The sequence below is a fragment of the Curtobacterium sp. L3-7 genome (genome assembly GCF_048756585.1).
Classification (GTDB): Bacteria; Actinomycetota; Actinomycetes; order Actinomycetales; family Microbacteriaceae; genus Curtobacterium.
Genome location: NZ_CP151474.1, coordinates 2,313,332 through 2,336,542, shown reverse-complemented (window position 1 = coordinate 2,336,542; position 23,211 = coordinate 2,313,332). Strand labels below are relative to the sequence as shown.

At 72.3% G+C, this 23,211-nt stretch carries 24 protein-coding genes; 12 read left to right on the top strand and 12 right to left on the bottom strand.

Going from position 1 to position 23,211, the window contains the following annotated elements; translation table 11 throughout:
- Positions 1-120: 120 nt before the first annotated feature.
- Positions 121-426, bottom strand: a complete 306-nt coding sequence (locus AAEP80_RS11395; protein ID WP_413602077.1) for a DUF2470 domain-containing protein — start codon at positions 424-426, stop codon at positions 121-123.
- Positions 423-1,088, bottom strand: coding sequence for a heme oxygenase (biliverdin-producing) (locus AAEP80_RS11390; protein ID WP_420364494.1), 666 nt, complete (start codon positions 1,086-1,088; stop codon positions 423-425). Before AAEP80_RS11390 ends, AAEP80_RS11395 begins: the two co-directional genes overlap by 4 nt.
- Positions 1,089-1,177: 89 nt before the next feature.
- Between AAEP80_RS11390 and AAEP80_RS11385 the strand changes: the two genes are divergently transcribed.
- From AAEP80_RS11385 to AAEP80_RS11375, 3 genes are read left to right on the top strand one after another with little or no spacing between them, the layout of a single operon-like run.
- A complete protein-coding gene (locus AAEP80_RS11385) occupies positions 1,178-2,017 on the top strand; it encodes a siderophore-interacting protein (RefSeq protein WP_420364493.1) in 840 nt (279 codons plus the stop codon).
- Between the two features lie 53 nt (positions 2,018-2,070).
- Positions 2,071-3,477, top strand: coding sequence for an MFS transporter (locus AAEP80_RS11380; RefSeq protein ID WP_420364492.1), 1,407 nt, complete (start codon positions 2,071-2,073; stop codon positions 3,475-3,477).
- Positions 3,478-3,537: 60 nt separating this feature from the next.
- Positions 3,538-4,098 (top strand): GIY-YIG nuclease family protein, encoded by a 561-nt coding sequence (locus tag AAEP80_RS11375; RefSeq protein ID WP_420364491.1) that lies wholly within the window; start codon positions 3,538-3,540, stop codon positions 4,096-4,098.
- A 94-nt stretch (positions 4,099-4,192) separates the two neighbouring features.
- On the opposite strand, the gene AAEP80_RS11370 is transcribed toward AAEP80_RS11375, so the two are convergent.
- The gene (locus tag AAEP80_RS11370; protein ID WP_420364490.1) at positions 4,193-5,182 is read right to left on the bottom strand and encodes a hypothetical protein; all 990 of its coding nucleotides are present in this window, start codon (positions 5,180-5,182) and stop codon (positions 4,193-4,195) included.
- A gap of 114 nt (positions 5,183-5,296) precedes the next feature.
- Between AAEP80_RS11370 and AAEP80_RS11365 the strand changes: the two genes are divergently transcribed.
- Both AAEP80_RS11365 and AAEP80_RS11360 read left to right on the top strand, forming a co-directional pair.
- The gene (locus AAEP80_RS11365) at positions 5,297-5,587 is read left to right on the top strand and encodes a metal-sensitive transcriptional regulator (protein ID WP_281264352.1); all 291 of its coding nucleotides are present in this window, start codon (positions 5,297-5,299) and stop codon (positions 5,585-5,587) included.
- Between the two features lie 34 nt (positions 5,588-5,621).
- On the top strand, positions 5,622-6,590 hold the full coding sequence (locus tag AAEP80_RS11360; protein ID WP_420364489.1) for an acetylxylan esterase: 969 nt from the start codon (positions 5,622-5,624) through the stop codon (positions 6,588-6,590).
- Here AAEP80_RS11360 and AAEP80_RS11355 read toward each other — a convergent pair.
- The gene (locus AAEP80_RS11355) at positions 6,583-6,831 is read right to left on the bottom strand and encodes a DUF4287 domain-containing protein (RefSeq protein ID WP_281264351.1); all 249 of its coding nucleotides are present in this window, start codon (positions 6,829-6,831) and stop codon (positions 6,583-6,585) included. The genes AAEP80_RS11360 and AAEP80_RS11355 overlap by 8 nt on opposite strands.
- Before the next feature lie 134 nt (positions 6,832-6,965).
- On the opposite strand from AAEP80_RS11355, the gene AAEP80_RS11350 reads away from it, so the two are divergent.
- The 3 genes from AAEP80_RS11350 to AAEP80_RS11340 are packed head-to-tail and all read left to right on the top strand — an operon-like array spanning position 6,966 to position 10,300.
- Positions 6,966-8,477, top strand: coding sequence for a GNAT family N-acetyltransferase (locus tag AAEP80_RS11350; protein ID WP_420364488.1), 1,512 nt, complete (start codon positions 6,966-6,968; stop codon positions 8,475-8,477).
- On the top strand, positions 8,474-9,238 hold the full coding sequence (locus tag AAEP80_RS11345) for an amino acid ABC transporter ATP-binding protein (RefSeq protein ID WP_420364487.1): 765 nt from the start codon (positions 8,474-8,476) through the stop codon (positions 9,236-9,238). Before AAEP80_RS11350 ends, AAEP80_RS11345 begins: the two co-directional genes overlap by 4 nt.
- Positions 9,239-9,280: 42 nt before the next feature.
- Complete coding sequence (locus AAEP80_RS11340) at positions 9,281-10,300, top strand: ABC transporter substrate-binding protein (protein ID WP_420364486.1); 1,020 nt, start codon at positions 9,281-9,283, stop codon at positions 10,298-10,300.
- A gap of 970 nt (positions 10,301-11,270) precedes the next feature.
- On the opposite strand, the gene AAEP80_RS11335 is transcribed toward AAEP80_RS11340, so the two are convergent.
- The 7 genes from AAEP80_RS11335 to AAEP80_RS11305 all read right to left on the bottom strand — a co-directional run bounded on the left by AAEP80_RS11335 (position 11,271) and on the right by AAEP80_RS11305 (position 19,097).
- Positions 11,271-12,413, bottom strand: coding sequence for an LLM class flavin-dependent oxidoreductase (locus AAEP80_RS11335; RefSeq protein WP_420364485.1), 1,143 nt, complete (start codon positions 12,411-12,413; stop codon positions 11,271-11,273).
- Positions 12,410-13,771, bottom strand: a complete 1,362-nt coding sequence (locus AAEP80_RS11330; protein WP_420364484.1) for an NtaA/DmoA family FMN-dependent monooxygenase — start codon at positions 13,769-13,771, stop codon at positions 12,410-12,412. Before AAEP80_RS11330 ends, AAEP80_RS11335 begins: the two co-directional genes overlap by 4 nt.
- A complete protein-coding gene (locus tag AAEP80_RS11325; RefSeq protein WP_420364483.1) occupies positions 13,768-14,979 on the bottom strand; it encodes an LLM class flavin-dependent oxidoreductase in 1,212 nt (403 codons plus the stop codon). Before AAEP80_RS11325 ends, AAEP80_RS11330 begins: the two co-directional genes overlap by 4 nt.
- A 13-nt stretch (positions 14,980-14,992) precedes the next feature.
- The gene (locus AAEP80_RS11320; RefSeq protein ID WP_420364482.1) at positions 14,993-15,346 is read right to left on the bottom strand and encodes a carboxymuconolactone decarboxylase family protein; all 354 of its coding nucleotides are present in this window, start codon (positions 15,344-15,346) and stop codon (positions 14,993-14,995) included.
- 329 nt (positions 15,347-15,675) lie between these two features.
- Entirely contained in the window at positions 15,676-16,950 is a 1,275-nt protein-coding gene (locus AAEP80_RS11315) for an NtaA/DmoA family FMN-dependent monooxygenase (protein WP_420364481.1), read from the bottom strand.
- Positions 16,947-17,657 (bottom strand): LLM class flavin-dependent oxidoreductase, encoded by a 711-nt coding sequence (locus tag AAEP80_RS11310; protein WP_420364480.1) that lies wholly within the window; start codon positions 17,655-17,657, stop codon positions 16,947-16,949. The genes AAEP80_RS11315 and AAEP80_RS11310 overlap by 4 nt, the downstream gene beginning before the upstream one ends.
- 168 nt (positions 17,658-17,825) lie before the next feature.
- Positions 17,826-19,097, bottom strand: coding sequence for an acyl-CoA dehydrogenase family protein (locus AAEP80_RS11305; protein ID WP_420364479.1), 1,272 nt, complete (start codon positions 19,095-19,097; stop codon positions 17,826-17,828).
- A gap of 184 nt (positions 19,098-19,281) precedes the next feature.
- Here AAEP80_RS11305 and AAEP80_RS11300 point away from each other — a divergent pair, with 184 nt between their 5' ends.
- The 4 genes from AAEP80_RS11300 to AAEP80_RS11285 are packed head-to-tail and all read left to right on the top strand — an operon-like array spanning position 19,282 to position 22,180.
- Positions 19,282-19,509, top strand: coding sequence for a helix-turn-helix domain-containing protein (locus tag AAEP80_RS11300; RefSeq protein ID WP_420364478.1), 228 nt, complete (start codon positions 19,282-19,284; stop codon positions 19,507-19,509).
- On the top strand, positions 19,502-20,872 hold the full coding sequence (locus AAEP80_RS11295) for a type II toxin-antitoxin system HipA family toxin (RefSeq protein WP_420364477.1): 1,371 nt from the start codon (positions 19,502-19,504) through the stop codon (positions 20,870-20,872). The genes AAEP80_RS11300 and AAEP80_RS11295 overlap by 8 nt, the downstream gene beginning before the upstream one ends.
- 10 nt (positions 20,873-20,882) lie before the next feature.
- Positions 20,883-21,599, top strand: a complete 717-nt coding sequence (locus AAEP80_RS11290; protein WP_420364476.1) for an MgtC/SapB family protein — start codon at positions 20,883-20,885, stop codon at positions 21,597-21,599.
- A gap of 20 nt (positions 21,600-21,619) precedes the next feature.
- Positions 21,620-22,180, top strand: a complete 561-nt coding sequence (locus tag AAEP80_RS11285; protein WP_420364475.1) for a histidine phosphatase family protein — start codon at positions 21,620-21,622, stop codon at positions 22,178-22,180.
- 174 nt (positions 22,181-22,354) lie between these two features.
- Here AAEP80_RS11285 and AAEP80_RS11280 read toward each other — a convergent pair whose 3' ends face one another.
- Complete coding sequence (locus AAEP80_RS11280; protein ID WP_420364474.1) at positions 22,355-23,158, bottom strand: DUF1684 domain-containing protein; 804 nt, start codon at positions 23,156-23,158, stop codon at positions 22,355-22,357.
- Positions 23,159-23,211 lie beyond the last annotated feature (53 nt).

The following is a 23,211-nucleotide window of genomic DNA, read 5'->3' as shown; positions in this document are numbered from 1 at the left end:
CGGATGCCGCGGCGCGTGCCGCCGGGCGGGAGGTGTCGCCGGGAAGGCGGACGGGCAGCGGGAGCACCCCTGCTGTGGCCGACCGTCCGCGATCCCGGCGGGTCTGTGGAGCCCTGGCGGCTAGCTCGGCTCGGAGAGCTGCGCCTGCGCGGCGGTGTGCACCTCGACGATCTGCACACGGGCGGACCGTCGGTCGGTGAGCGGCGTCGTCCACGGCACGATGACCCGTTCCACGTCGCCGTCGTCGAGCTGGGCGATCCACACCCCGGCGATCGCGTCGATCTCGGTCATCGTGGCGGCGACGGCGGTGGCGGCACCGTTCGCCCGGACGATCACCAGGTTGTCGCCGGCGTGGTCGCCGTTCATGTGGTGCAGGATCGCCGCTCGGGCATCGTCGTCGAAGGGCTCGGAGGCGCCGGCGCTCACGCGGTCACCGCCACGTCCGGACGACGACCGGCATCGAGCTCCGCGAGGAGCCCGTTGTTCAGCTCGTACGCGAGCTCGACCTCGGCGATCACCCGCTCGCGCTCGTCGTCGTCCCACGGCGCGGCGTCGAGCTGGCCGCGGTAGGTGTCCCTGAACGCGGCGGGGTCGGCGACCTGGTCGAAGATGTAGAACAGCACGCCGTTCGTGTCGAACCCGAACTGCTCGGAGAGCATCCGGCCGATCATCTGCCCGCCGGACAGGTCGCCGAGGTACCGCGTGTAGTGGTGCGCGACGAACCCACCCGGCCACTGGGCGGCGACCTCGTTGAGCCGTCGCACGTAGGCGGTCGTCGCCGGCAGCGGACAGACCAGCTCGGACCAGTCCGATCCGATGAGGTACTCGAGGTCCGATCGGATCGCGGGCATCCGGGTCAGCTGCGCGGTGACGAACGGACTCGCGACGGGGTGGTCGGCCATGCGCGCGGCGGCACGTTCGAGAGCGTCGTAGACGAACGAGTACTGTCCGAGCAGCGCGGCGTAGTCGGCGACGTCGCACTTCCCGCCGAGCAGGTCGTCCATGAAACCGTTCCCCGCCGAGGAGCCGTGCGAGCGACGGGTGCGCTTCCGCAGCAGCTCGGAGAACGGGATGGCGGGACTGTCCATGAGGTAAGGCTAACCTTACTGAGTCGGACGTCAAGCACTCCGTCGAACTTCCAGGCGATTGCGATCCCCCGAGAGGAAGCTCCACCACGATGAGCAAACCGAACCGCCCCCAGCACGTCTTCGTCGTCGAGCGCACCGAGCGCCTCTCGCCGCACATGGTCCGGGTCCACCTCGGCGGCCCCGCGTTCGAGGACTTCGTCCACGCGGCCGACCCCGAACGCCTCGAGACCACGGACAAGTACGTGAAGCTGCTGCTCGCGAAGCCGTCACTCGGGCTGCAGCCGCCGTACGACCTCGAGGCACTGCGCGAGACCCTCCCGAAGCAGGACCGTCCGGCACGCCGGACCTACACGGTCCGGGCGATCGACCACGATGCCCGCACGATCGCGATCGACTTCGTGGTGCACGGCGACGAGGGACTCGCCGGTCCGTGGGCAGCCACGGCCGAACCGGGCGACACGCTCGCACTGTCCGGCCCGGGCGGCGGCTACGCACCGAGCAGCGATCCGGCCGTCGCGCACGTGCTGCTCGGTGACGACAGCGCGCTGCCCGCGATCGCATCGGCACTGGAGGCGATGGACGACTCCGCCACCGGTGTCGCCCTGGTCGAGATCGCCGGCCCCGACGACGAGCAGGACATCCCACACCCTGCGGGGATCGCGCTCCGCTGGCTGTACCGCGACGCCGCCGGCGCCGAGCCGGGCACGCTCCTGCTGGAGGAGGCCAGGAAGCTGCCACGAGCCTCCCGTCCGGTCCAGGTCTTCGCGCACGGCGAGCGGACCGCGATGAAGGCGATCCGTCGACTCCTGCAGGACGAGTGGGAACTCGAGAAGTCGGACATGTCCCTGTCGGCGTACTGGGCGCTGGGTCGCGCAGAGGACCGCTTCCAGGAGGAGAAGCGCGAGCCGATCGGCGTGATCTTCGACTGACCCTGTTGTACAGCATGGTTGTACAACAGCGCTGAGGAGCGTACGGTGGCGGCATGTCCGCCAGCACTGCCGCGCGCACCGACCGGTTCGACCGCCGGCTGCTCGCACCGATGATGCTCGGGTCGATCCTCAACCCGATCAACTCCTCGATCATCGCCGTCGCCCTCGTGCCCATCGCGTCGGCGTTCGGCGCTCCCCCGTCGCAGACGGCGTGGCTCGTGTCGGCGCTCTACCTCGCGACGAGCATCGGGCAGCCGCTCGTCGGACGGCTCGTGGACACCTTCGGGCCGCGACGGCTGTTCCTGATCGGAGCCGCACTCACCGGCATCGCGGGCGTGCTGGGCGTGTTCGCGCCGAACCTCGGGGTCCTCATCGCCGCGCGCGTCGTGCTGGGGTTCGGCACCTGCGCCGGCTACCCGGCGTCGATGTACCTGATCCGCTCGGAGGCGGACCGCACCGGGATCGCCTCCCCCGCCGGTGTGCTCACGGCGCTGTCCGTCGCGACGCAGACCATCGCGGTCATCGGGCCGACACTCGGCGGGCTCCTCATCGGGCTCGGTGGGTGGCGTGCGACGTTCGCGGTGAACGTCCCGCTCGCGGTCGCGTGCCTGGTGCTCGGGGCGCTGGTCCTGCCGCGCACGGTGCCCGCGGCCCCTGGTGCCGGCAGGCTCCGGATCGACCTGCTCGGCATCGTGCTGTTCGCCGGCACGCTCGTCTCGCTCCTGCTCTTCCTCATGTCGATCGGCGTCGAGACGCTCTGGCTGCTCGGGCTCGCCGTGCTGTTCGGCGCCGCCTTCGCGTGGCGCTCCCTGCGCGCGCCCGACTCGTTCATCGACGTGCGGGTCTTCGCCGGCAACGTGCCGTTGCTCGTCACCTACGCCCGCGGCGTGCTGGCGGCCACGGTGTCGTACTGCTTCCTCTACGGGTTCACGCAGTGGCTCGAAGGCGGTCGCGGGCTCTCCCCGTCGCAGGCGGGACTCGTCCTGCTGCCGACGTTCGCGACGGGGATCCTGGTCGCGACGCTCACCGGCCGACGTCCGGAGATCCGCGGCAAGCTCGTGGTCGGTGCGGCGGCCCAGGTGGTCGGGTGCGTCGTCGTCCTGTTCGCGGGGTCCGGCTCGCCGATCGCCCTGCTGCTCGTCGTCGCGATCGTGCTCGGCATCCCGCAGGGGCTCGTGAACCTGGCCGTGCAGAACACGCTCTACCACCAGGCGGACCCCGCGCGCGTGGGCGCCTCCGCAGGGCTCCTCCGGACGTTCATGTACCTCGGCGCGATGATCGCGTCGTCGGCCAGCGGGGCGTTCTTCCACCACGGGACGACGGACGCGGGACTCCACGACCTCGCGTGGTTCATGGCGGGGACGGCGGCACTCTTCCTCGTCATCACCCTGGTGGACCGGTCGCTCGTGCGGGTGGACCGCGCGGCACGGGGATCGTCCGAGCCGGTCGCGGCGTCCTGACCGCGGGGCACCAGACGGGAGGCCCGGGGAGCGTCGGACGTCGCCGGTAGCGTTCGGCGCATGGTCCAGTCCTGCTGCGTCCCGGGCTGCGCGGGCCCGGTCGCGTCCGGCGCGCCGGTGCCGCTGTGCGAGTCGCACGTGGGGCTCGTGGCTGACTTCGCCGCCTCCGCCCGTGGGACCGAGGACGTCCTGCCCGGCCCGTGTCTCGTCTGCGGATCGCGGCTCGGCGTGCGGTGGCCGTCGGGATCGGTGTGCGCCGTGTGCGAGTGGCCGTTCGGGGACGTGCCCGACGGCGACCTCGCTCCCCCGCGGGTCGACGTCGTGTACTACCTGCGGCAGCGGGACGACGTCGGCGACCGGATCAAGATCGGCACGACGGCGAACCCGCGGCAGCGGCTGGGGCGGATCAGCCATCAGGACCTGATGGCGTTCGAGCGGGGCGACCGGGTGCTCGAACGGCGTCGGCACGGGCAGTTCGCAGCGACGCGGTACCCGGGGACGGAGTGGTTCCGCACGACGCCGGCGTTGCTGGCGCACGTCGAGGTCGTCGCCGCCGGCGTGTCGGATCCGTGGGCGGTGCACGCGCGGTGGACGAGCGAGGCCCTGGCGCTCCGCGGGTGACGGATGCGGCGGGCGGGCGCGTCGGCGGGCGCGGGCGTGCGCGTCGGCGGGCGCGGGCGTGCGCGTCGGCGGGCGCGGGCGTCCGGGCGTGGGGTCAGCGCGCGTAGGCGTCGACGAAGAGCGCGCCGCGGACGTCACGGAGCGTGTCGACCAGGCTCGCGATGGTGCGGCCGGAGATCCCCGACACCTGCAGGTCGTGAGGGCCGAGAGCAGGAAGCCGACCGGTCCGGATCCGGATCACCTCCCACCCGACACCGCGGATCGCCCGGTCCTTGCGGCGGTCGGACGCTTCGCGGGGCCCCACGTGCTCGAGGCCGTGCCGTCCGGTGGAGTCGTACTCGATCGCGACGCGGAGCTCGGGCAGGATGATGTCCGGCCACGCCTCGACGTGGTCGTGGAACGGGCGGTCGAGGCGGATCGCGTTGCGGTCGAACGTGAAGTCGAAGCGGTCGGCCAGCGCCTGGCGGAGTTCGGCTTCCACCGCGGAGGCCGTCGCGGGCGCACACACGCTGACGAAGGCGTCGCCGGAGGGCAGTCGCGGGGTCTTCTGGCAGATGCGACGAGGAGCCGCCGAGCGAGAGCCGGACGACCGGACCGCACCGGGCCGACGGACACGCTCGGACGCCACCGCGCCGGTCGGCATGCCCGACGGCGTCCCGGAAGCGCCGATCCCACGGCCGGGCGCGGCCGGCAGGGTCTGGCGACCGGTCACCCGCACCGCACGTTGGGGTGCGGGAACGGCTTCGGGCCACTCGTCGGGCAGGGTCGGCCAGCGTTGCGGCTTCGCCATCAGCGCGCACTCGGGGCACCAGACGGAACGACGACGCTCTCGGCCGGGACGCCCGCGCTGTTCCGCAGGGGTCGCGACGAACACGTGGCCGACGTCGCACTCCCAGGTCAGGAGCACGTCGGCCGCCGGTGGGATCTGGGTGAGGACGATGCCGGCGTTCCACTCCGGGTGGTACTGCCGGACGAGCACCGGGTAGGACGCCCAGGCGGCACGGAACTCCCCGACGGCGTACGGCATCGGCACACCGCGCGACCACTGCCGGCGGCGCCACCACGCGTCGACGGGTTCCACCACGACGGTCACGGTAGGGCGCACCACCGACAGTCGAGCGTTGACGGACCCGCAGCCGTGCGGGCCGTTCCGGCCGCATGGCATACCCTGGTGGGGTACCACTCGACAGGAGGCGCCATGACCGAGCACCACCACGGTTACATCTCGTCCAAGGACGCGTACCTGAAGCGTCTCCGACGCATCGAGGGACAGGCGCGCGGCCTGCAGCGCATGGTCGAGGACGAGCAGTACTGCATCGACATCCTCACCCAGGTGTCCGCGATGACGAAGGCCCTGCAGTCGGTCGCACTGGGCCTCGTCGAGGACCACCTCAGCCACTGCGTCGCCGATGCGATGGCGGACGGCGGTGACCCCGAGGCGAAGATCAAGGAAGCGTCCGAGGCGATCGCACGACTCGTCCGCTCCTAGCCAGACCCGGCGCCGCCGTGCCAGGGTCGGTGTCGTGTACACGGACATGACCGGGCCCGAGCTCCACGGCTACCGCGGGAGCGTCGTCGAGCCCGATGACTTCGACCACTTCTGGACCACCACCCTCGCGGACGCCCGGCAGCACCCGATCGACGTCGCTGTCGACCGGGTCGCGACGGGCCTCACGACGCTCGACACCTACGACGTGACCTTCGCCGGCTGGGCCGGGCAGCGGATCCACGCGTGGCTGACCGTCCCCGCCGGCACGAGCCCGGACGCGCCGCTCCCCGCGGTGGTGGAGTACATCGGCTACGGCGGCGGCCGGGGCCTCCCGACCGAGCAGCTGCTGTGGGCGTCTGCCGGGTACGCGCACCTGCTCATGGACACCCGCGGGCAGGGGTCCGGCTGGTCAGTCGGCGACACCCCGGATCCGGACGGCACCGGCCCGGCGGTCCCCGGGGTCATGACGCGCGGGATCGAGTCACCGGAGACCTACTACTACCGTCGGCTCACGACCGACGCCGTGCGTGCCGTCGACGCCGCGCGGGCGATCGACCTCGTCGACCCCGCCCGCGTCGCCGTGCTCGGCGTCAGTCAGGGCGGCGGCATGGCGATCGCGGTGTCCGGCCTGGTCGAGGGACTCGCCGGTGTGTTCCCCCGCGTGCCGTTCCTCTGCGACTTCCCGCGGGGCACGACGATCACCGACGCGTACCCCTACCGCGAGATCGCGCAGTACCTCACGGTGCACCGGACCGGGCGCGACCAGGTCTTCGGCACGCTGGCGTACTTCGACGGGGTCCTGCACGCCGCCCGCGCGACGGCTCCGGCCTGGTACTCGACCGCGCTGATGGACCCGACGTGCCCGCCGTCGACCGTCTACGCCGCGTACAACGCGCACGCGGGCCCGAAGGAGATGACGGTGTGGGAGTTCAACGGCCACGAGGGCGGTGGCGCGCACGAGGACGTCGAGACGCTCCCGCGGCTGCGGTCCGTCCTCAGCTGAGGGCGTTCTTCACGTACCCCACGAGCGCGTTCGCGTGGCCGTGCCCGAGTCCGTGCTCGGACTTCAACCACGCGACGACCTCCATGTGCCGGTCGGTGTCGAGCCGGTCGGCGACGAGGTCGAGCCACTCCTGCACGGGGCGGCCGTAGGTCTTCTCGATGCTCGGGAAGTACGACGCGGGCCCCTTGGGCTTGCTGCCGTCGGCTGGGGGCTCTGGTGCGGTGACGCGATGGGCGCTCATGGGCTCACGATAGCGAGCGGCCTCCGCGTCACGGAAGGTCATCCGCCGTGCTGACGTGACGCCGGGTTCCGTTCCGTGCCGCTGTGTTGCGCATGGCGTTGTCGGGCGGCACGGACCCCTCGTACGGTCACGCCATGACCGACACGGCACACGCGACGGAGCACCGGCACGGCGCCCTCGCGTTCCGCACCGTCCGCCCCGACGACCCGGCAGCGGCACCGATGCTCGCGGATCTCGAGCGCGAGTACGACGCCCGCTACGGCGACCACTTCGGCGAGCCGGCCTCCACCGAGATCAACCGGTACCCCGTCGAGCACTTCACCGCGCCGCTCGGCACGTTCGTGCTCCTGTACGAGGACGACCGCCTGGTGGCCGGCGGCGCGTTCAAGCCGTACGACGACGACACGATCGAGCTGAAGCGGATCTGGACGGCCCCCGAGGCGCGCGGCCGTGGCCTCGCCGGGGTCGTCGTCGAGGAGCTCGAGGCCGAGGCCGGACGGCGTGGCTTCGGGCGCGTGTACCTGACGACCGGGCCGCGTCAACCCGAGGCGGTCCGGCTGTACACCCGGCTCGGCTACACCCCGCTGTACGACGTGACCAAGTCGTCGGAGGAGGTCGGGATTCACCCGTTCGAGAAGACCATCAGGACCGACGGGGCGGAGCCGACCCGGGCCTCCAGTCCGACCGACCGCCCCGTCATCCCGCTCCGCCACCCGCTGCGGTGGATCGCTGCGGCCGTCGTGCTCGTGCTGCTCGCGAACCTCGTCGAGACGCTCTTCACGAACCCGTCCTGGGAGTGGCCGCGGGTCGGGAAGTGGCTGTTCAGCCCGGCGATCCTGACCGGCCTGCAGCTCACGCTCGTCGCGACGGCGCTCAGCGCCGTGATCAGCTTCGCCGGCGGCATCGTCGTCGCGATCGCCCGCCTGTCGCGCAACCCGGTGCTGTCGAGCCTGGCGTGGGGGTACGTCTGGCTGTTCCGGTCCGTGCCGCTGATCCTGGTGCTCGTCTTCCTGTACAACCTCGGCAACCTCTACCCGACGATCGGGATCGGCGTCCCGTTCGGCCCGCACGTCGAGGTGCCGACCGCGAACGTGCTCGGTGACCTGGCGATCGGCGTGATCGGGCTGAGCCTCAGCGAGATCGCCTACGCATCGGAGATCGTCCGCGCCGGGGTCCTCGCCGTGGACCACGGGCAGCACGAGGCCGCACAGGCACTCGGGCTCCCCCGGCACCGGCAGTTCCTCCGCATCGTGCTGCCGCAGGCGATGCGCTCGATCGTCCCAGCGTTCGTGAACCAGATCGTGGGGCTGCTCAAGGCGAGCTCGCTGCTGTTCTACGTGTCGCTCCTGGACTTGTTCGGGGTCGTCCAGAACCTGTCGAGCACCTACCCGACGGACATCATCCCGCTGCTCGTCGTCGCGACGCTCTGGTACCTCGCGCTGACCAGTGCCGTCTCCATCGTCCAGTACTACGTCGAGCGGTGGACGTCCCGCGGCTCGGTGCGCACGCTGCCGCTGACGCCGTTCCAGCGGGTGCGCGCCGCCTGGCGGCGGATCCGGACAGGAGGCTCGGCTCCGGTCCGGTCGTCGGCGCCTGCTGGCCGTCTGGTCACCGCAGACAACAACGACGGAAGGGTCATCTCGTGAGCGCGACGATCAGCATCCGCGGGGCCGTCAAGGCCTTCGGTGACAACCGGGTCGTCGACGGGATCGACCTCGACCTGGCGGCCGGGAGCGTGACCGCCGTCCTCGGGCCGTCCGGGTCGGGCAAGTCCACGCTGCTCCGGGCGATCAACCACCTCGAGCCGCTGGACCGTGGCGTCGTCACGATCGGCGACGAGACGATCGGCGTGCGGCTGGTGCCGGCGAGCGGTCGGTACAAGGAACTCCCCGAGCGAGCGATCCTCCGGCAGCGCGCCCGGATCGGGTTCGTGTTCCAGCACTTCAACCTGTTCCCGCACCTGACCGCGCTCGAGAACGTCATCGAGGGACTCGTCGCCGCCGGTGTCCGTGTAGCTTCCGCCCGGGTCCGCGGCATCGCCCTGCTCGAGCAGGTCGGACTGGGCGACCGCGTCGACGCCCGTCCGAGGCAGCTCTCGGGCGGCCAGCAGCAGCGCGTCGCGATCGCCCGTGCGCTGGCCCTCGAACCAGAGGTGCTGCTGCTCGACGAGCCCACCTCGGCGCTCGACCCGGAGCTCGTCGGCGAGGTGCTCGGCGTCATCCGGTCCCTCGCCGCCTCCGGCACGACCCTCGTGATCGTCACCCACGAGGTCGCCTTCGCCCGCGAGGTCGCCGACCACGTCGTGTTCCTCGACCACGGCCGGATCGTCGAGCAGGGTCCGCCGTCGCAGGTCCTCGAGGCGCCCCGCCACGACCGGACCCGCGCGTTCCTCAGCCGCCTGCGCTGACCCCGACTCCCCACCCCCACAGCACCCGACCCCAGGAGAACCATGCCCATCACCACCCTGTCCCGCTGGCGCAGCACCGGCGCCCTCGTCATCGCCGCAGGCGTCGTCGTCGCCCTGGCCGGCTGCGCCGCGGGAGCGAACGCCGGCACCGGCTCCGGCTCCTCCGCCGACGGCACGGTCACCATCGGCGCCGCCTCGAACGGCGCAGCGAAGGAGACGACGCTCACCGTCGCCGAGGACACGAAGCTCCACGACGCGCTACCGGCCGACGTCAAGAAGTCGGGCGAGCTCGTCATCGGCATCGGCGCACTGCCCTCCGGGTTCCCGCCGCTGGCCTACACCGGCGACGACCAGAAGACCCTCACGGGTGCCGAGCCCGACCTCGGACGGCTCGTCGCCGCGAAGCTCGGGCTCGACGCGCAGGTGAAGAACTCGACGTGGGACAACCTGTTCGTCGGCATCGACAGCGGCTCGGTCGACGTCGGGTTCTCGAACGTGACGGACACCGAGCAGCGCAAGGAGAAGTACGACTTCGCCTCGTACCGCGAGGACAACCTGGCCTTCCAGGTCCTGAAGTCGAGCGACTGGACGTTCGACGGCGACCCCTCGGTGCTCGCGGGCAAGACCGTCGCCGTCGGGTCCGGGACGAACCAGGAGAAGATCCTGCTCGAGTGGAAGGACCAGCTCGAGGCCGCCGGCAAGACCCTGACGGTCAAGTACTACCCGGACACGAACTCGACGAAGCTCGCGCTCGACTCCGGCAAGATCGACGCGTCCTTCGGCCCGAACCCGAGCATCGCGTACCAGAACACGCAGAGCGCGGGCAGCGCGAACCCGACCAAGACCGCGGGGACGTACTCCGGTGCGGGTGGGTCGTTGCAGGGGCTCATCGCCGCGACGACGAAGAAGGACAACGGACTCGTGGAGCCGGTCCAGAAGGCGATCAACGAGCTCATCGAGGACGGCACGTACGCCAAGTGGCTGCAGGCGTACAACCTGTCGAACGAGGCCGTGCAGCAGTCCGAGATCAACCCGCCGGGGCTGCCGCTCGACAACAGCTGACCCGGGTCGGTCGGCTCGCCGGGCCGGTCGGCTCCGCGGGCCGGTCGGCTCCGCGGGCCGGTCGGCTCGCCGGGCCGACTCGGAACGACACCCTCGACGTCGTACGACGTCGAGGGTGTCGTTCATTGCGGACGCAACACTTGCACGCGCGGCGCAGCGACAGGGTCGCTGTCGTACGACAGCGACCCTGTCGCTCCTTGCGGACGCAACCATCGGCGGCGGGCTCAGCACGCATCGGACGGGAGGCTCGTGGCCATGCCGCCACGAGCCTCCCGTCCGGCGTGCGGCCGGCCCACCGCACCACGCGACGAGTGCGCAGGGGCGGTGCGCGATCCGGCCCGGCCCGCCTGCGGACGCGACGAGTGCGCAGAAAGGCCGGTTCCCGGGTCGGGTGCGACGCCACGTCCGCGCACTCGACGCCGGACGGGAGGCTCGGGTCCGGCCGGCCGAGTGCGCAGAAGGTGCGATCCGAGACGCGGGTCAGCCACCACGTCCGCGCACTCGACGCCGGACCGGAGGCTTGTGACCGGACCGTCACGAGCCTCCCGTCCTGCATGTGGCCGTGCCGGGCATCATGCGACGAGTGCGCACAAAGGCCGATTCCCGGGGCGGGTACGACACCGCATCCGCGCACTCGGCCGGGCGGTCGGCCGGTCGGCCGGCCGAGTGCGCAGAAGGTGCGATCCGGGACGCGGACCAGCCACCACTTCCGCGCACTCGACGCCGTACGGGAGGCTCGTGACCGGACCGTCACGAGCCTCCCGTCCTGCATGTGGCCGGGCCGGGCATCACGCGACGAGTGCGCACACAGGCCGATTCCCGGGGCGGGTACGACACCGCGTCCGCGCACTCGGCCGGGCGGTCGGCCGGTCGGCCGGCCGAGTGCGCAGAAGGTGCGATCCGAGACGCGGACCAGCCATCACTTCCGCACACTCGATGCAGCCGACGCCCGGCGCCGAGCGCGGCGAGCTCAGCGCGCGGCGACCGCCTCGTGGGCGGACTCGTGCGCTGCCCACGCCTCGGCGAGGAGCTCGTACGAGCGCACGCGGTCGGCGTGCTCGTGCGTGATCGTCGTGACGAGCAGCTCGTCCGCTCCCGTCACGCGGCGGAGCGTCTCGAGCCGCGAGATCACCTCCGACGGCGCGCCGACGAACCGGGTCGCCAGCCGGTCACCGACCGAGGAGGCGACCTCGGCGTCGAGCACCGCCCCGTCGGCCGGCGACGGGTACGCGATCGCTCCGACGCCCGAGCGGATCGAGTGCACCCACGCCGCGTAGCCCGAACCGAGGCGCACGGCCTCGGCGTCGGTGTCCGCGACGACGACGTCCGCCGACACGACGACGTGCGGCGCCGGCAGGACCCCCGGCCGGAACGCCGAACGGTAGGCCTCCACCGACGCCAGGACCGTGCCCGGCGACGTGTGGTAGTTCGCGCCGTAGGGCAACCCGAGCGCGCCGGCGATCCGCGCGCTCTCCCCGCCGGTCGACCCGTGCACCCAGAGCTCGACGTCGGCGCCGGCCGCCGGGGTGGCATCGACGACCGACCCGCCGTGCGCGCCGCCGGGCTCGTACGTGCCCGCGAGGAAGGCCCTGAGGAGCGACACCTCACCCTCGAACGCATCGACGTCGCCGGGGACCCGCCCGAGCAACGTCCCCTGCAGGGCGAACCGGCTGTTCGGCGCGATCCGGAAGTCGAACGGCGCGGGGACGAGCAGCCCGTCCACGACCTCGTCGGACCGCGGGGCGAGCGACGGCGGCTTCGCGGTCCCTGGTGCCGGAGCACCCGACCGGCCGAGCCCGAGGTCGAAGCGCGGGCCGTACAGCCCCGTGAGCGTGCCGAACGTCTCGGCGATCTGCAACGCGCGCTGGTTCCCGACGAGGGTGGCGGCGCTGCCGACGCGGATCGTGGACGTCGCCGCGGCGATCGCTCCGATCACGACGTTCGGCGCGCTGCCGGCGACCCCGGGGTTGAGGTGGTGCTCCGCGAGCCAGTACCTGGCGTACCCGGCACGTTCGGCGCGCTGGGCGAGGTCGACGGTGTTGCGGAGCGCCTCGGCGGGGGTCGAACCCGCGCTGACCGGGACGAGGTCGAGGACGGCGAGTGGAGTGGTCACGCGAGGACCTCCCGCCCCGTCCGGACACCGGGGAGTCCGAGGGTCTCCCGCAGGGTCGCTCCGTCGTCGTACGACGAGCGGTACACCCCACGCTCCTGCAGCAACGGGACGACACGGTCGACGAAGTCGTCGAGCCCGTACGGGTTCGTGTGCGGCACGACGACGAACCCGTCCGTGGCGCGCTCCTGGACGTACCGGTCGATCTCCGCCGCGATGTGCGACGGCGTTCCGACGAACCCGCCGCGGGTCGAGACCTCGATGACGAGGTCCCGGATGGACAGGCGCTCGGCCTCGGCACGGTCGCGCCAGCCCTGCACGAGCGCGGGGACGTCCCGGGTGTGGCGTGCACGACCACGGGTGATCGCGGCGCCGTCGAGGTCCGGCTCGACGTCGGGCAGCGGGCCGTCGACGTCGTAGGAGGACAGGTCGCGGTTCCACACCTGCTCGAGGAACGCGATCGCCGTGGCCGGGCTGACCTGCGCCCGCCGGATCGCCCTGGCTCGTTCCTCGGCGTCCGCCGCGGTGTCGCCGAGCACGAAGGTCGCGCCGGGCAGGATGAGCAGCTCGTCCTCCGAGCGGCCGACGCGTTCGAGCCGAGCGGCGACGTCGCGGTAGAAGCCCTGCGCGTCGGCGAACTCGGTGTGCAGCGAGAAGATCACGTCGGCCCGGCTCGCGGCGAGGTCCCGGCCCTCGTCGGAGTCACCGGCCTGCACGACCACGGGATGCCCCTGCGGGCTCCGCGGGACCGGGAACGTGCCACTGACGTCGAACTGCGGGCCGTGGTGGTCGACGTCGCGGATCCGCGACCGGTCGGCGAACCCTCCGGCAGCGCGGTCCGCCACGACCGCGTCGGCGCGCCACGAGTCCCAGAGCTCGCGGGCGACGTCGACGAACTCGGCGGCCCGCGTGTACCGGTCAGCCGGGTCGAGGAAGCCGCCGCGACGGAAGTTCGCGCCGTGGAAGGCATCGGAGCTCGTGACGACGTTCCAGCCGGCGCGGCCCCCGGTCAGGTGGTCGAGGGTCGCGAGCTGCTTCGCCAGTTCGACGGGTTCGTTGAACGTGGTCTGCAGCGTGCCGACGAGCCCGATGTGGTCGGTCACCCCGGCCAGCGCGGCGAGGATCGCGAGCGTGTTCGGTCGACCGACGACGTCGAGGTCGTGGATGCGGCCCTTCTGCTCGCGGAGCCGGAGCCCCTCGGCGAGGAACAGGTAGTCGAAGAACCCGCGCTCGGCGTTCTTCGCGAAGTGCTCGAACGACGAGAAGGCGATCTGGCTCTCGGCCCGGTCGTCGCTCCACACGGTCGTGTTGTTGACGCCGGGGAAGTGCGCGGCGAGGTGGACCTGACGCTTCGTGGTCATGCGGAGACCCCTTCGGTGCTGAGCGTGCGGGACGTGCGGACCGTGCTGTGTCGGCTGACGGCCGGGGCGATCCCGAGCCGGGTGCGCAGGTCGACCGCCGGTCGGGAGGCGACGTCGGCCCGGAGTCCGGCCGTGACGAGCGCCGGGACGAGCTGCCGGGCGATCGCGGTGCTGTCCGTCGGGATGCGCAACGGGCGGAGCCGCACCCCGGCGTAGCCGAGTTCGCGCAGCCCGGCGATCCGCGAGACCAGGTCCGGGACGGTGGTCGCCAGCACCGACGTGTCCGAGACGTACGGCGTCCCGGCCAGGTCGTCGAGGGCGGCGAGTTCGTCGGCGGCGGCAGCCGACGACGAGCCGATGAGCACCGCGAGGTCCGCGAGGACCGGGCGCGGGGCGGTGGACCCGGCCACCTGTTCGAGGTGACGGACCTCGGCGAGCAGTTCCCGGTCCTCCCGTCCGTCGAAGCCGGGCGTGACCAGCACGACGTCCGCGACGTCCACGGCCAGCGCGGCCGCGTCGGACCGGTGGGCCAGCGAGAAGACCGGCGGCCGGCCCTGCGGCGACCGCGGGACGATCGACGCCCCGTGCACCGAGACGTGCTCCCCCACGAACTCCGCGTTGTGGATCCGGTCCCGGTCGATGAACCGCCCGGTCGTCACGTCGCGGATGATGGCGTCGTCGTCCCAGCTGTCCCAGAGGCGGTCGACGACCTCGGCCACCTCGCGCGCCTCGGCGAAGAGCTCCGCGACGGTGGCGTCGTCCGGCGTGGCCGGCAGGGTCCTGCGCCCGAAGAGTGCGGCCTCCCGCGCCGTCGGGCTCACCTGGAGCCGCCAGCCGGCACGTCCGAGCGACACGTGGTCGAGCGTCTGCAAGCTGGTCGCGACGTGGAACGGCTCGGTGTGCGTGACGCTCACGGTCGGTACCAGGCCGATCTGCCGGGTGGCGGGAGCGACCGCGGCGGCGATCAGCAGGGCGTCCAGGCGGCCGATGACGGTGGTCGTGTCCAGGTCGCCATCCCGCTCGGGCCCTGCGGTGAACGAGTCCTCGATGGTCACGGCGTCCACGCCGAGCCGGTCCTGCTCGACGACGATGTCGCGCCAGTGCCGCAGCGAGGTGAGCCGCTCCGCGTCGGAGTCGGCGGCACGCCAGGCGGCAGGGTGCCACCCGGCACCCTGCAGCGCGGTGACGAGGGTGATGCGATCGGGCACGATGGGCTCCGTCTCAGTGGGTGTGTGCGGGGGACGCTTCGGATCCGAACTTGAAGCCGAGGCGGCCGTGGGCGAAACCGCCGCCGGCGCGGATCGCGGTCGCGACCCACGCGGCCTCGGCGAGTTCGGCCTCGGTCGCGCCGGCCTGCACGGCGCGCTGCGAGTGCGCGTCGATGCAGTAGACGCACTGCGTGGTGATGCCGACGGCGACGGCGATGAGCTCGCGGAACTTGAGCGGGATCGCCCGGTCCGCTGCCTGGAACACGGCACCGTCGAACTGCGCGAACGCGGCGAGGATGTCGGGCGTCTCACGCTTGTAGACGGCGGTGTAGGTCTTGTCGTGCTCGCGGTCGAGGAAGTCGGTCATGGCTGCGACGCTATGGCGGCTCGCGCCGTTCAGCGACGGGTGTTGCGGTCCGTGACCGGGGGTTTCGTCACGTGACGTCGGCCGGCTGGGCGCGCGTCACGTGGCGTCACGCGGCGCTGGGCGGGGCGGGCGGCGGGCCCGACTCGGAACGACAGCGTCGCTGTCGTACGACATCGGACTTGTCGCTCCTGCGCGCCTGCAACTGTTGCACACGCGGCCAAGCGACAGGGTCGCTGTCGTACGACAGCGATCCTGTCGCCGGTTGCAGACGCAACGACAGGCGGACGGGAGGCACGGTGCGGGCTCGACCCGCGCCTCCCGCCCGGCGGTCACGCGGCGTGACGGCGCGCGGCCAGCCGGCCGCGCAAGGTCACGTCCTCGTACTCGCGGTGGAACACGCCGCGACGCTGCAGGATCGGCACGAGTTCGTCCACGACGGTCTCGAGTCCCCGGGGGAACTCGTCGATCATCAGGTTGACGCCGTCGGCGGCACCGGTGCGGTACCAGTCCTCGATCGTGTCCGCCGCCTGCTCCGGTGTGCCGACGACGATCCGTGCGCCGTACCCGCCGAAGCCCCGCAGGACGTCGCGGAGGCTCGTGTTGTTCGCGCGGACCCAGCGGACGACGGTCTCGTGGTAGCCGAGCGACGGGCCGTACGTGACCGGGTCGACCTCTCGGTCGAGGATCGACGACGGGATGGGGGCTGCCGGGTCGAGACCGCCGAGGTCGGCGTCGAGGTGCGTGCCGAGCGCCCGGAGTGCGTACCCGTCCGGCGCCAGGGACTCGAGATGGTCGAAGCGGGCGTGCGCCTCGGCCTCGGTGCTGCCGAGGACGAGCGAGAGCCCGGGGACGACCGTGACGTCGGAGGACCGCCGCCCGTACGTCGCGGCGGCGCGCTTCACGGCGCGGAGGTGCTCCCGGGCCGGCTCCGGGGTGAGCTCGACGGCGAAGACGCCCTCGGCGACCCGGGCGGCGAGGTCGCGGCCGTGCGGCGATCCACCTGCTTGGAAGACGACCGGGTGCCCCTGCGCCGACGGTGGGACCCGGAGCACACCGTCGTGCGTGAGGAACTCGCCGCGGTGGTGCACGGTCGCCCCGGTGGCGGCGGAGGCCCACAACGCCCGGACGAGGTCGACGAACTCGCCCGCGCGGGCGTAGCGCTCCGGCCGATCGGGGTTCCGTGCGACGCCGAAGTTCGCGGACACCGAGGGGTCGTACGTCGTCACCGCGTTCCAGCCGACCCGCCCGCCCGAGACGGTGTCGAGCGACAGGGTCCGCTCGGCGAGTTCCACCGGGTCGTTGTACGTCGTCGACGCGGTGCCGACGAGCCCGAGGTGCGTCGTCGCGCCGGCGATCACCCCGAGGGCGACGAACGGCTCGAGCAGCCCGTACGCCCGGACGTTCGGGTCGCTCCAGGCGGGGTGGTCGGCGAGGAACACCATGTCGAGGAGGCCTCGCTCGGCGGTGCGCCCGAGGTCCTCCCAGAACGCCACGGTGAGGAGGTCCGTGGCGGCGACGTCCTGGGTCCGCCACGCGGCCGGTCGCTGCCCGAAGCCCTGCAGGTTCACGCCGAGGACCAGGCCGGCGTCGGCGTCGCGGGTCATGCGGCGGTCGCCGGGCCGCGCTGCGCAGCGTCGGCCGGCAGGACGGGGGTCGCGGCGGAGAGGCGCAGGTCGGCGTCCGGCAGGTCCACGTCGTCCCAGACCGCGAGCACGGGTGAGCCACCGGGACGTGACGGCGTGGTCAACGGGCCACGCACGCGGTATCCGCCGGGGCCGCCGTCGTGGTCGAGCGGCCGGATGCGGTCGGTGTCCGCGAACACCCCGGTCGAGCGGTCCCCCACGATGCTGTCGAACGGCCACGTCGCCCAGAGACCGCGGACGACCCGTGCGAACTCGGCGGGGTCGTGCGAGCGTTCGTCGTCAGCAGCGGGATCGTGCGCAGCGGGATCGTGGGCACCGAGGTCGTGGGCACCGACGAGCAGCCCCGCGCGACCGCCGAGCACGTGGTCGAGGGAGAGCACCCGACGGGCGACGTTGTACGGGTGGTCCCGTGTCGGGGCGACGGCGATCAGGAACCGGTGCGCCGGCAGCGCACGGCCAAGGGCGAGCGCCGCCGACGTCGGGTCGACCCGTGGTCCGTGGGCCTGCTCCTGGACGAAGCGGTCCGCACCGAGGACGACCGTGTCCGCGTCGGTGCGCCGGATCCGGTCCGCGAGTCCGGCGATGCCTCCGGGCTCGTGGACCGCGGTCGCGAGGTCGGGGTCTGACACGCGGATCGGCGATGCGATGCGTGTGCTGGTGTCCGTCATCTGTCCTCCGGGATCGGGAGCGGCCCGCCACCGTCGCCTCCCCAGCGCCGGGTGGCGGGCCGTTGCGGACGACCGTACGGGTCGCGACGAGCCCGCTGCTCGTGGGCGTCACCGCGTTGCGCGGGATGACGGGGCGTTACGCCTCGGCGGTCGCAGCGCGACCGGGCGTCACGCGGACGTGGCGCCAGCGGTCGACCGGGCGGCGGCTGCCGTCGGGTCCCGGCGGTCGAGCGGGCTCGCGCCGTTCACCAGGTGGTCGCCGACGATCCGCCGCTTGTGCACGCGCGGGTTGTGCGACGACAGGGTGCGCGCGTTCCGCCAGTGCCGGTCCAGGCCGATCGATCGGAAGGTCCCCGACGACCCGAGGGCGTCGAACACCACGGTCGTCGCGTCCAGCACCGAATCGGTCACGACGGTTTGCGCCTGGGCCACCGTGATCCAGCTCCGCTCCAGCAGCCCCGTCAGCGTCTCGTCCCCCGCCGGGTCCGCTCCGGCTGCGCGTAGTTCGGCGTGGCGGTCGACGGTGTCGTCGATCGACCGGAGGCTTGCGACGAACGCCGAATCGGCCGCGTACACCCGCGCGGCGACGGTCCCGACGACACCGAGGAGCTCCGGGTCGTGTGTCGGGCGAGCCTCAGTTCCGTTGTGGTGTCCCCGGGCACGAGCACGCAGCGCGGCGACGCCGTCACGCAGTGCCGCACGCCCGATGCCGACGAGGATCGCGTGCATGAAGGTCTGGTAGTACTGCTCCTGGTACGGGTACCGGGTGGCGAACGGGTGCACGCGCTCGTCCGGGACGTGCACGTCGGTGTACCGCACGCTGCCGCTGCCGGTGATGCGCTGTCCGAAGCCGTCCCAGTCGTCACCGACCACCACGTCGGGGTCCTCGGCGTCGACGAGCGCCACGATCTGCTCCCCCGCCTCGTCGATCGCCATCACCGTGATCCACCTGGCGTAGACGCTGCCCGTCGAGTAGAATTTCGCGCCGCTGATGCGCCAGCCGCCGTCCGGGTCCCGGCGTGCGGTCGTGGTGATGCGCTCCCCGGTGGCGTTCGGCGTCTCGCTCCACCCACCCCCGACGACCTCGCCGCCACCGAGCCGCGCGACGAGCTCCCGGTCCGCGGTGCCGCCGTCCGCGTGCACGCGGTCCTCGACGAACGAGAAGTGGTTCCGCCACACGTGCGCCAGGTTCGGGTCCACCTCGGCGATCTCGGCGACGGCGCGGAACAGGTCGGACAGCCGAGCCCCGACGCCGCCCCAGTCCTCCGGGGTCCGCCACCGCGCGAACCCGGCCTCGACGAGCCACCCGAGCTGCTCCGTCGCGAGGCGCTCGTCACGCTCCCGCTCGAAGGCGTCGAGTCCGATCCGCTCGATCACGGGCCGGAGCGGCGCGATGAGCTCGTCGTACCGTTCGTCTGCTGGGATCTCACTCGGGCACATGCGGCGCACGCTACCGACCGCGCGCACGGCCGGACACCGCTGCCGCAACCTCGTGCAACGCGGCGAAACCGGGCGTCACACCGGAGCGGTACGTCGTCTGTGTCAGCGTTGACGGACACGACGACCAATGTTACGTTCGACGGACACGCCGCCCCATGTCACCCTTGACGGACACGGAGACATCATGATCGCAGATCGCGTCATCGACTGGGCGAACATCGTCCGGGAACGACGGACCGTGCTCGGCGCGACCCAGGCGGACGTCGCAGCCGAGTTGGGGACGAGCCGGCAGTGGGTGTCGAACTTCGAGAACGGTCGATCCACCTCGGTCGCCGAGCTCGCCACCGTCTTGCGACTCCTCGCGGTCCTCGACCTGACCGCTTTGCTCACCTCGGAGCCGGCCGATGCCTGACATCCACCTCGGCGTGTACCTGGGGGGACGACGCATCGGGTCCGTCGCCGAGTCCGACGGTGCACACCGACTGACCTTCGACGACGAGTGGAGACGGTCCTCTGGCCGACTCGAGTTGAGCGCAGGACTCGTGAAGTCACAGCGCGTGCACGAAGGTCCGCGGGTGTCGGCGTACCTGCAGGGGCTCCTCCCCGACGACGCGCGGGTCCGCAGCCGCTGGGCAGCCCGGTTCCAGACGGCGAACACGCCGCTCGGCCTGCTCAGGCACATCGGCCTGGACTGCGCGGGCGCCGTGCAGTTCTCGACCACGACGAGCGACGACCTCGATCTCCTCGGCGGTCTCGAACCCGTCGACGACGCCGACGTCACCGAGCATCTCGCGGCCCTGCGCGGTGATCCGTCGGCCTGGGCGATGCCAGCGGACCACGGCGGCTACTTCTCGCTCGCCGGGATGCAGTCGAAGTTCGCCTTGCGACGCACGGATGACGGGTGGGCCGTCCCGTGGGGCAGCGAGCCGTCGACGCACATCCTGAAGCCCGGGATCTTCGGCCTTCCACACCAGGGGGTCGTCGAGCACCTCACGCAACGGGCAGCGCGTGCCGTCGGGATCGACGCTGCGGCGACCACGATCGAGCGCTTCGGCGACGAGGTCGTGCTCGCCGTGGAGCGGTACGACCGGGTGCGTCGCCCCGACGGCACGGTCGAACGTGTCCATCAGGAGGACCTCGTCCAGGCGCTCGGCATCGACCCGGAGACGAAGTACGAGTCCGACGGCGGGCCGGGCATCCGGAGCTGCGCAGGCCTCCTCCACGACGCCCTGCGCGGCCGGGCAGCCACCGAGGGCATCAGGCGGTTCGTGGAAGGCGTGGTCTTCCACTGGGTCGCCGTCAGTACGGACGCGCACGCCAAGAACTCCTCGCTCCTCCACACCGCGCGGGGAAGCGACCTGGCACCGATGTACGACGCGGCGTCGGCCCTCGCGTACGAACGTGTCGACGGCATGCACCCGAAGCAGGTCAAGCTCGCGATGAAACTCGGTTCCGACTACCGGGTCGACTCAACACAGGCGCGGCACGTCGCCCGGACGGCGGCAGAAGTCGGCGTGGACCCGCAGTGGGTCGTCGAGCGCGCCCGTTCGATCGCGTCGGCGTTCCCCGACGCGATCTCCGACGGGTTGCGCGCGCTCGCGGGCGCCCAGGTCGGCGTCGACGACTCGTTCCGCACCGCCTTCCTCGACGCGGCAGCACGCCGCTCGGCTGCGGTCATCCGATCGATCGATCAAATGGGGTCGCTTCCCGCTGCGGGGACGCAAGCCGCGGCCCGAACCGCTTCCGGGCGGTTCGCCGCGAAACGGGGAGAGTAGCGTCGACGCGATGACCATCCACGACCTGACCGCGCCGTTCGCCGGACAGGGGCTGGTGCAGATCGGCGAGGTAATGCTCGCGTTCGCCCTCGCGTCGCTCATCGGGCTCGAACGGCAGCTCCGGTCGAAGAGCGCGGGCATCCGCACGCAGACCATCGTCGGCACGGCCTCTGCCCTGATGCTGCTGGTCAGCAAGTACGGCTTCAGCGACGTCCTGCTCGCCGGCCACGTCGTCCTCGACCCGTCGCGCGTCGCGGCCCAGATCGTCTCAGGCGTCGGGTTCCTCGGCGCCGGGCTGATCCTGACGCGCCGTGGAGCCGTCCGCGGGCTCACCACCGCGGCGTCCGTGTGGGAGACCGCGGCGATCGGCATGGCCGCCGGCGCCGGACTCTGGCTGCTCGCCGTCGTCGTCACCGCCCTGCACTTCGTGGTGGTGTTCGGCTACACGGCACTCATCCGCGCGCTCCACCGTTCAGCGGAGTCGTCGTTGACGCTCGACGTGCTGTACGACTCGGGCCGAGGCGTGCTGCCGAAGGTCCTGACGCTCGTCACCGCCAGCGGCTGGCACGTCGGCCGGCTCGTCCAGCAGGAGAGCGACCGTGACGAGACGACCTCGGTTCGACTGGAGGTCACCGGACCGCGGGACTCCGGCATGCTGCTGGCACAGCTCGGCGAGGTCGACGGCGTCCGCGCGGTCGACCCCACCGCGGCCGACGACCTGGAGTGACCCACTGCCATGATCGACGGATGCCGTCGTTCTTCCTGACCCATGCCGAGGTCGTCGTGGACCCCGCCGCGCCCATCGAGTCGTGGCACCTGTCCGACACCGGCCGGGCCCGCGCTGCTGCTGCACACCGACACGCGTGGCGTCCCGGCACGGCACGGATCGTCTCGAGCGGGGAGCGCAAGGCCCTCGAGACCGCCGACCTCCTCGCCCGGACCGTCGGCCTGGCCACGACGGTCGACCCACTCCTCGGCGAGATCAACCGGAGCGCGACCGGCTACCTGCCGCCGTCGGAGTTCGAACCGGTCGTCGACGCCTTCTTCGCCCGCCCCGCCGAGTCGGTCCGGGGATGGGAGCGCGCAGTCGACGCGCAAGCCCGCATCGTCGATGCCGTCCGCGGGCACACCGCGGACGGGGCCGACGTCACGATCGTCTCGCACGGCGCGGTCGGCGCGCTCCTCCTCGCGGACCTCATGGGGGCGGCGATCTCCAGGGACCTCGACCAGCCGGGCATGGGCAGCCTCTTCACGTTCGATCCGCGCGCGTGGCGCGCGACGTCCGGCTGGACGCGCGTGACGCCCTGATCGTGCCCACCCACCGGACTGGAGGCTCCCCCACGGCCCGCCCCGCGCCTCCAGTCCGACCGGTGGTCGGTTCCCCCCGTGCCCACGTCGCGAGCCTACGGTCGCGGCCCCGCCCGCAGCGTCCTGGTCCGCGCGGATGTGTCCGGAGACCCACTCGGGTGTCCGCCGACCCGCTCAGGCCGGGAGCTGCTCGCCCGCCTCGACCGCGACGTCGAGCCGGTTCTCGGCCGGTGGCAGCGGGCAGGTGGCGTGCGCCGTGTAGGCGCACGGCAGGTTCGTCGCACGGTTGAAGTCGATGCGGGTGCGGCCCTCGGCATCGGGGGCGTCGATGTCGAGGCTCCGGTTCGCCGCGGACGTCGTGACGCCGCTCGTCCGGTCGGTGAACAGCACGTGCAGCCCGTCGCCGTGCCCGTTGAACGCCAGGAGCGTCCGCGGCCCGTCGAGGTCGAACGACAGGGTCCCCGGTGCGGCGTACACGTGCTGGAGTCCGTCGACGACGGAACCGACCGTGACCTCGCGCGGCTCGTCGAACGGGGTGAACCGGGCGTCGACGACGAAGCGCTCGTCCGGTGCGTACGCCGGTGTGCCGCGGTACCCGGTGCGGATCGGGCTCGACGGGTGCCTCGGGCGGACGATGTCGCTGCCGCCACGGCGGGCCACCTCGACGACGGTCGTCTCGTCGTCGGTGCGCCACACCAGGGTGGTGGACGAGCGCTCCGCGAGCGGCCCGAACCGGTGCGTGCCCGTGACGACGGCGCCGTCGATCTCGAGCGACTCCCCGTCCGCGAGCACCACGACGGGGCCGTCGTCACTCGTCGACCACTCGCCGGGCGCGTCGTCGAAGCGCTCGGGCGTCCACGTCAGCCAGCGGATGCTCGTGACGGCGAGGAAGCCGTGCTCGTCGGCGCGAGCGGCCTCGTGCGCGTCGTGCCACGCACGCCAGTCGACTGCGAACGCGGTCTCGGTCGTCGTGGTCATGCTCCAGACGCTACGTCGTCCCGGGCCGCACGGCGACCCGTCCGACATCCGGC

Bases quoted from the DNA above. Each gene is read 5' to 3' on its own strand.
- AAEP80_RS11390 (WP_420364494.1), bottom strand. From the start codon at position 1,088: ATGGACAGTCCCGCCATCCCGTTCTCCGAGCTGCTGCGGAAGCGCACC.
- AAEP80_RS11385 (WP_420364493.1), top strand. From the start codon at position 1,178: ATGAGCAAACCGAACCGCCCCCAGCACGTCTTCGTCGTCGAGCGCACC.
- AAEP80_RS11380 (WP_420364492.1), top strand. From the start codon at position 2,071: ATGTCCGCCAGCACTGCCGCGCGCACCGACCGGTTCGACCGCCGGCTG.
- AAEP80_RS11375 (WP_420364491.1), top strand. From the start codon at position 3,538: ATGGTCCAGTCCTGCTGCGTCCCGGGCTGCGCGGGCCCGGTCGCGTCC.
- AAEP80_RS11365 (WP_281264352.1), top strand. From the start codon at position 5,297: ATGACCGAGCACCACCACGGTTACATCTCGTCCAAGGACGCGTACCTG.
- AAEP80_RS11355 (WP_281264351.1), bottom strand. From the start codon at position 6,831: ATGAGCGCCCATCGCGTCACCGCACCAGAGCCCCCAGCCGACGGCAGC.
- AAEP80_RS11350 (WP_420364488.1), top strand. From the start codon at position 6,966: ATGACCGACACGGCACACGCGACGGAGCACCGGCACGGCGCCCTCGCG.
- AAEP80_RS11340 (WP_420364486.1), top strand. From the start codon at position 9,281: ATGCCCATCACCACCCTGTCCCGCTGGCGCAGCACCGGCGCCCTCGTC.
- AAEP80_RS11330 (WP_420364484.1), bottom strand. From the start codon at position 13,771: ATGACCACGAAGCGTCAGGTCCACCTCGCCGCGCACTTCCCCGGCGTC.
- AAEP80_RS11320 (WP_420364482.1), bottom strand. From the start codon at position 15,346: ATGACCGACTTCCTCGACCGCGAGCACGACAAGACCTACACCGCCGTC.
- AAEP80_RS11315 (WP_420364481.1), bottom strand. From the start codon at position 16,950: ATGACCCGCGACGCCGACGCCGGCCTGGTCCTCGGCGTGAACCTGCAG.
- AAEP80_RS11310 (WP_420364480.1), bottom strand. From the start codon at position 17,657: ATGACGGACACCAGCACACGCATCGCATCGCCGATCCGCGTGTCAGAC.
- AAEP80_RS11305 (WP_420364479.1), bottom strand. From the start codon at position 19,097: ATGTGCCCGAGTGAGATCCCAGCAGACGAACGGTACGACGAGCTCATC.
- AAEP80_RS11300 (WP_420364478.1), top strand. From the start codon at position 19,282: ATGATCGCAGATCGCGTCATCGACTGGGCGAACATCGTCCGGGAACGA.
- AAEP80_RS11295 (WP_420364477.1), top strand. From the start codon at position 19,502: ATGCCTGACATCCACCTCGGCGTGTACCTGGGGGGACGACGCATCGGG.
- AAEP80_RS11290 (WP_420364476.1), top strand. From the start codon at position 20,883: ATGACCATCCACGACCTGACCGCGCCGTTCGCCGGACAGGGGCTGGTG.
- AAEP80_RS11285 (WP_420364475.1), top strand. From the start codon at position 21,620: ATGCCGTCGTTCTTCCTGACCCATGCCGAGGTCGTCGTGGACCCCGCC.
- AAEP80_RS11280 (WP_420364474.1), bottom strand. From the start codon at position 23,158: ATGACCACGACGACCGAGACCGCGTTCGCAGTCGACTGGCGTGCGTGG.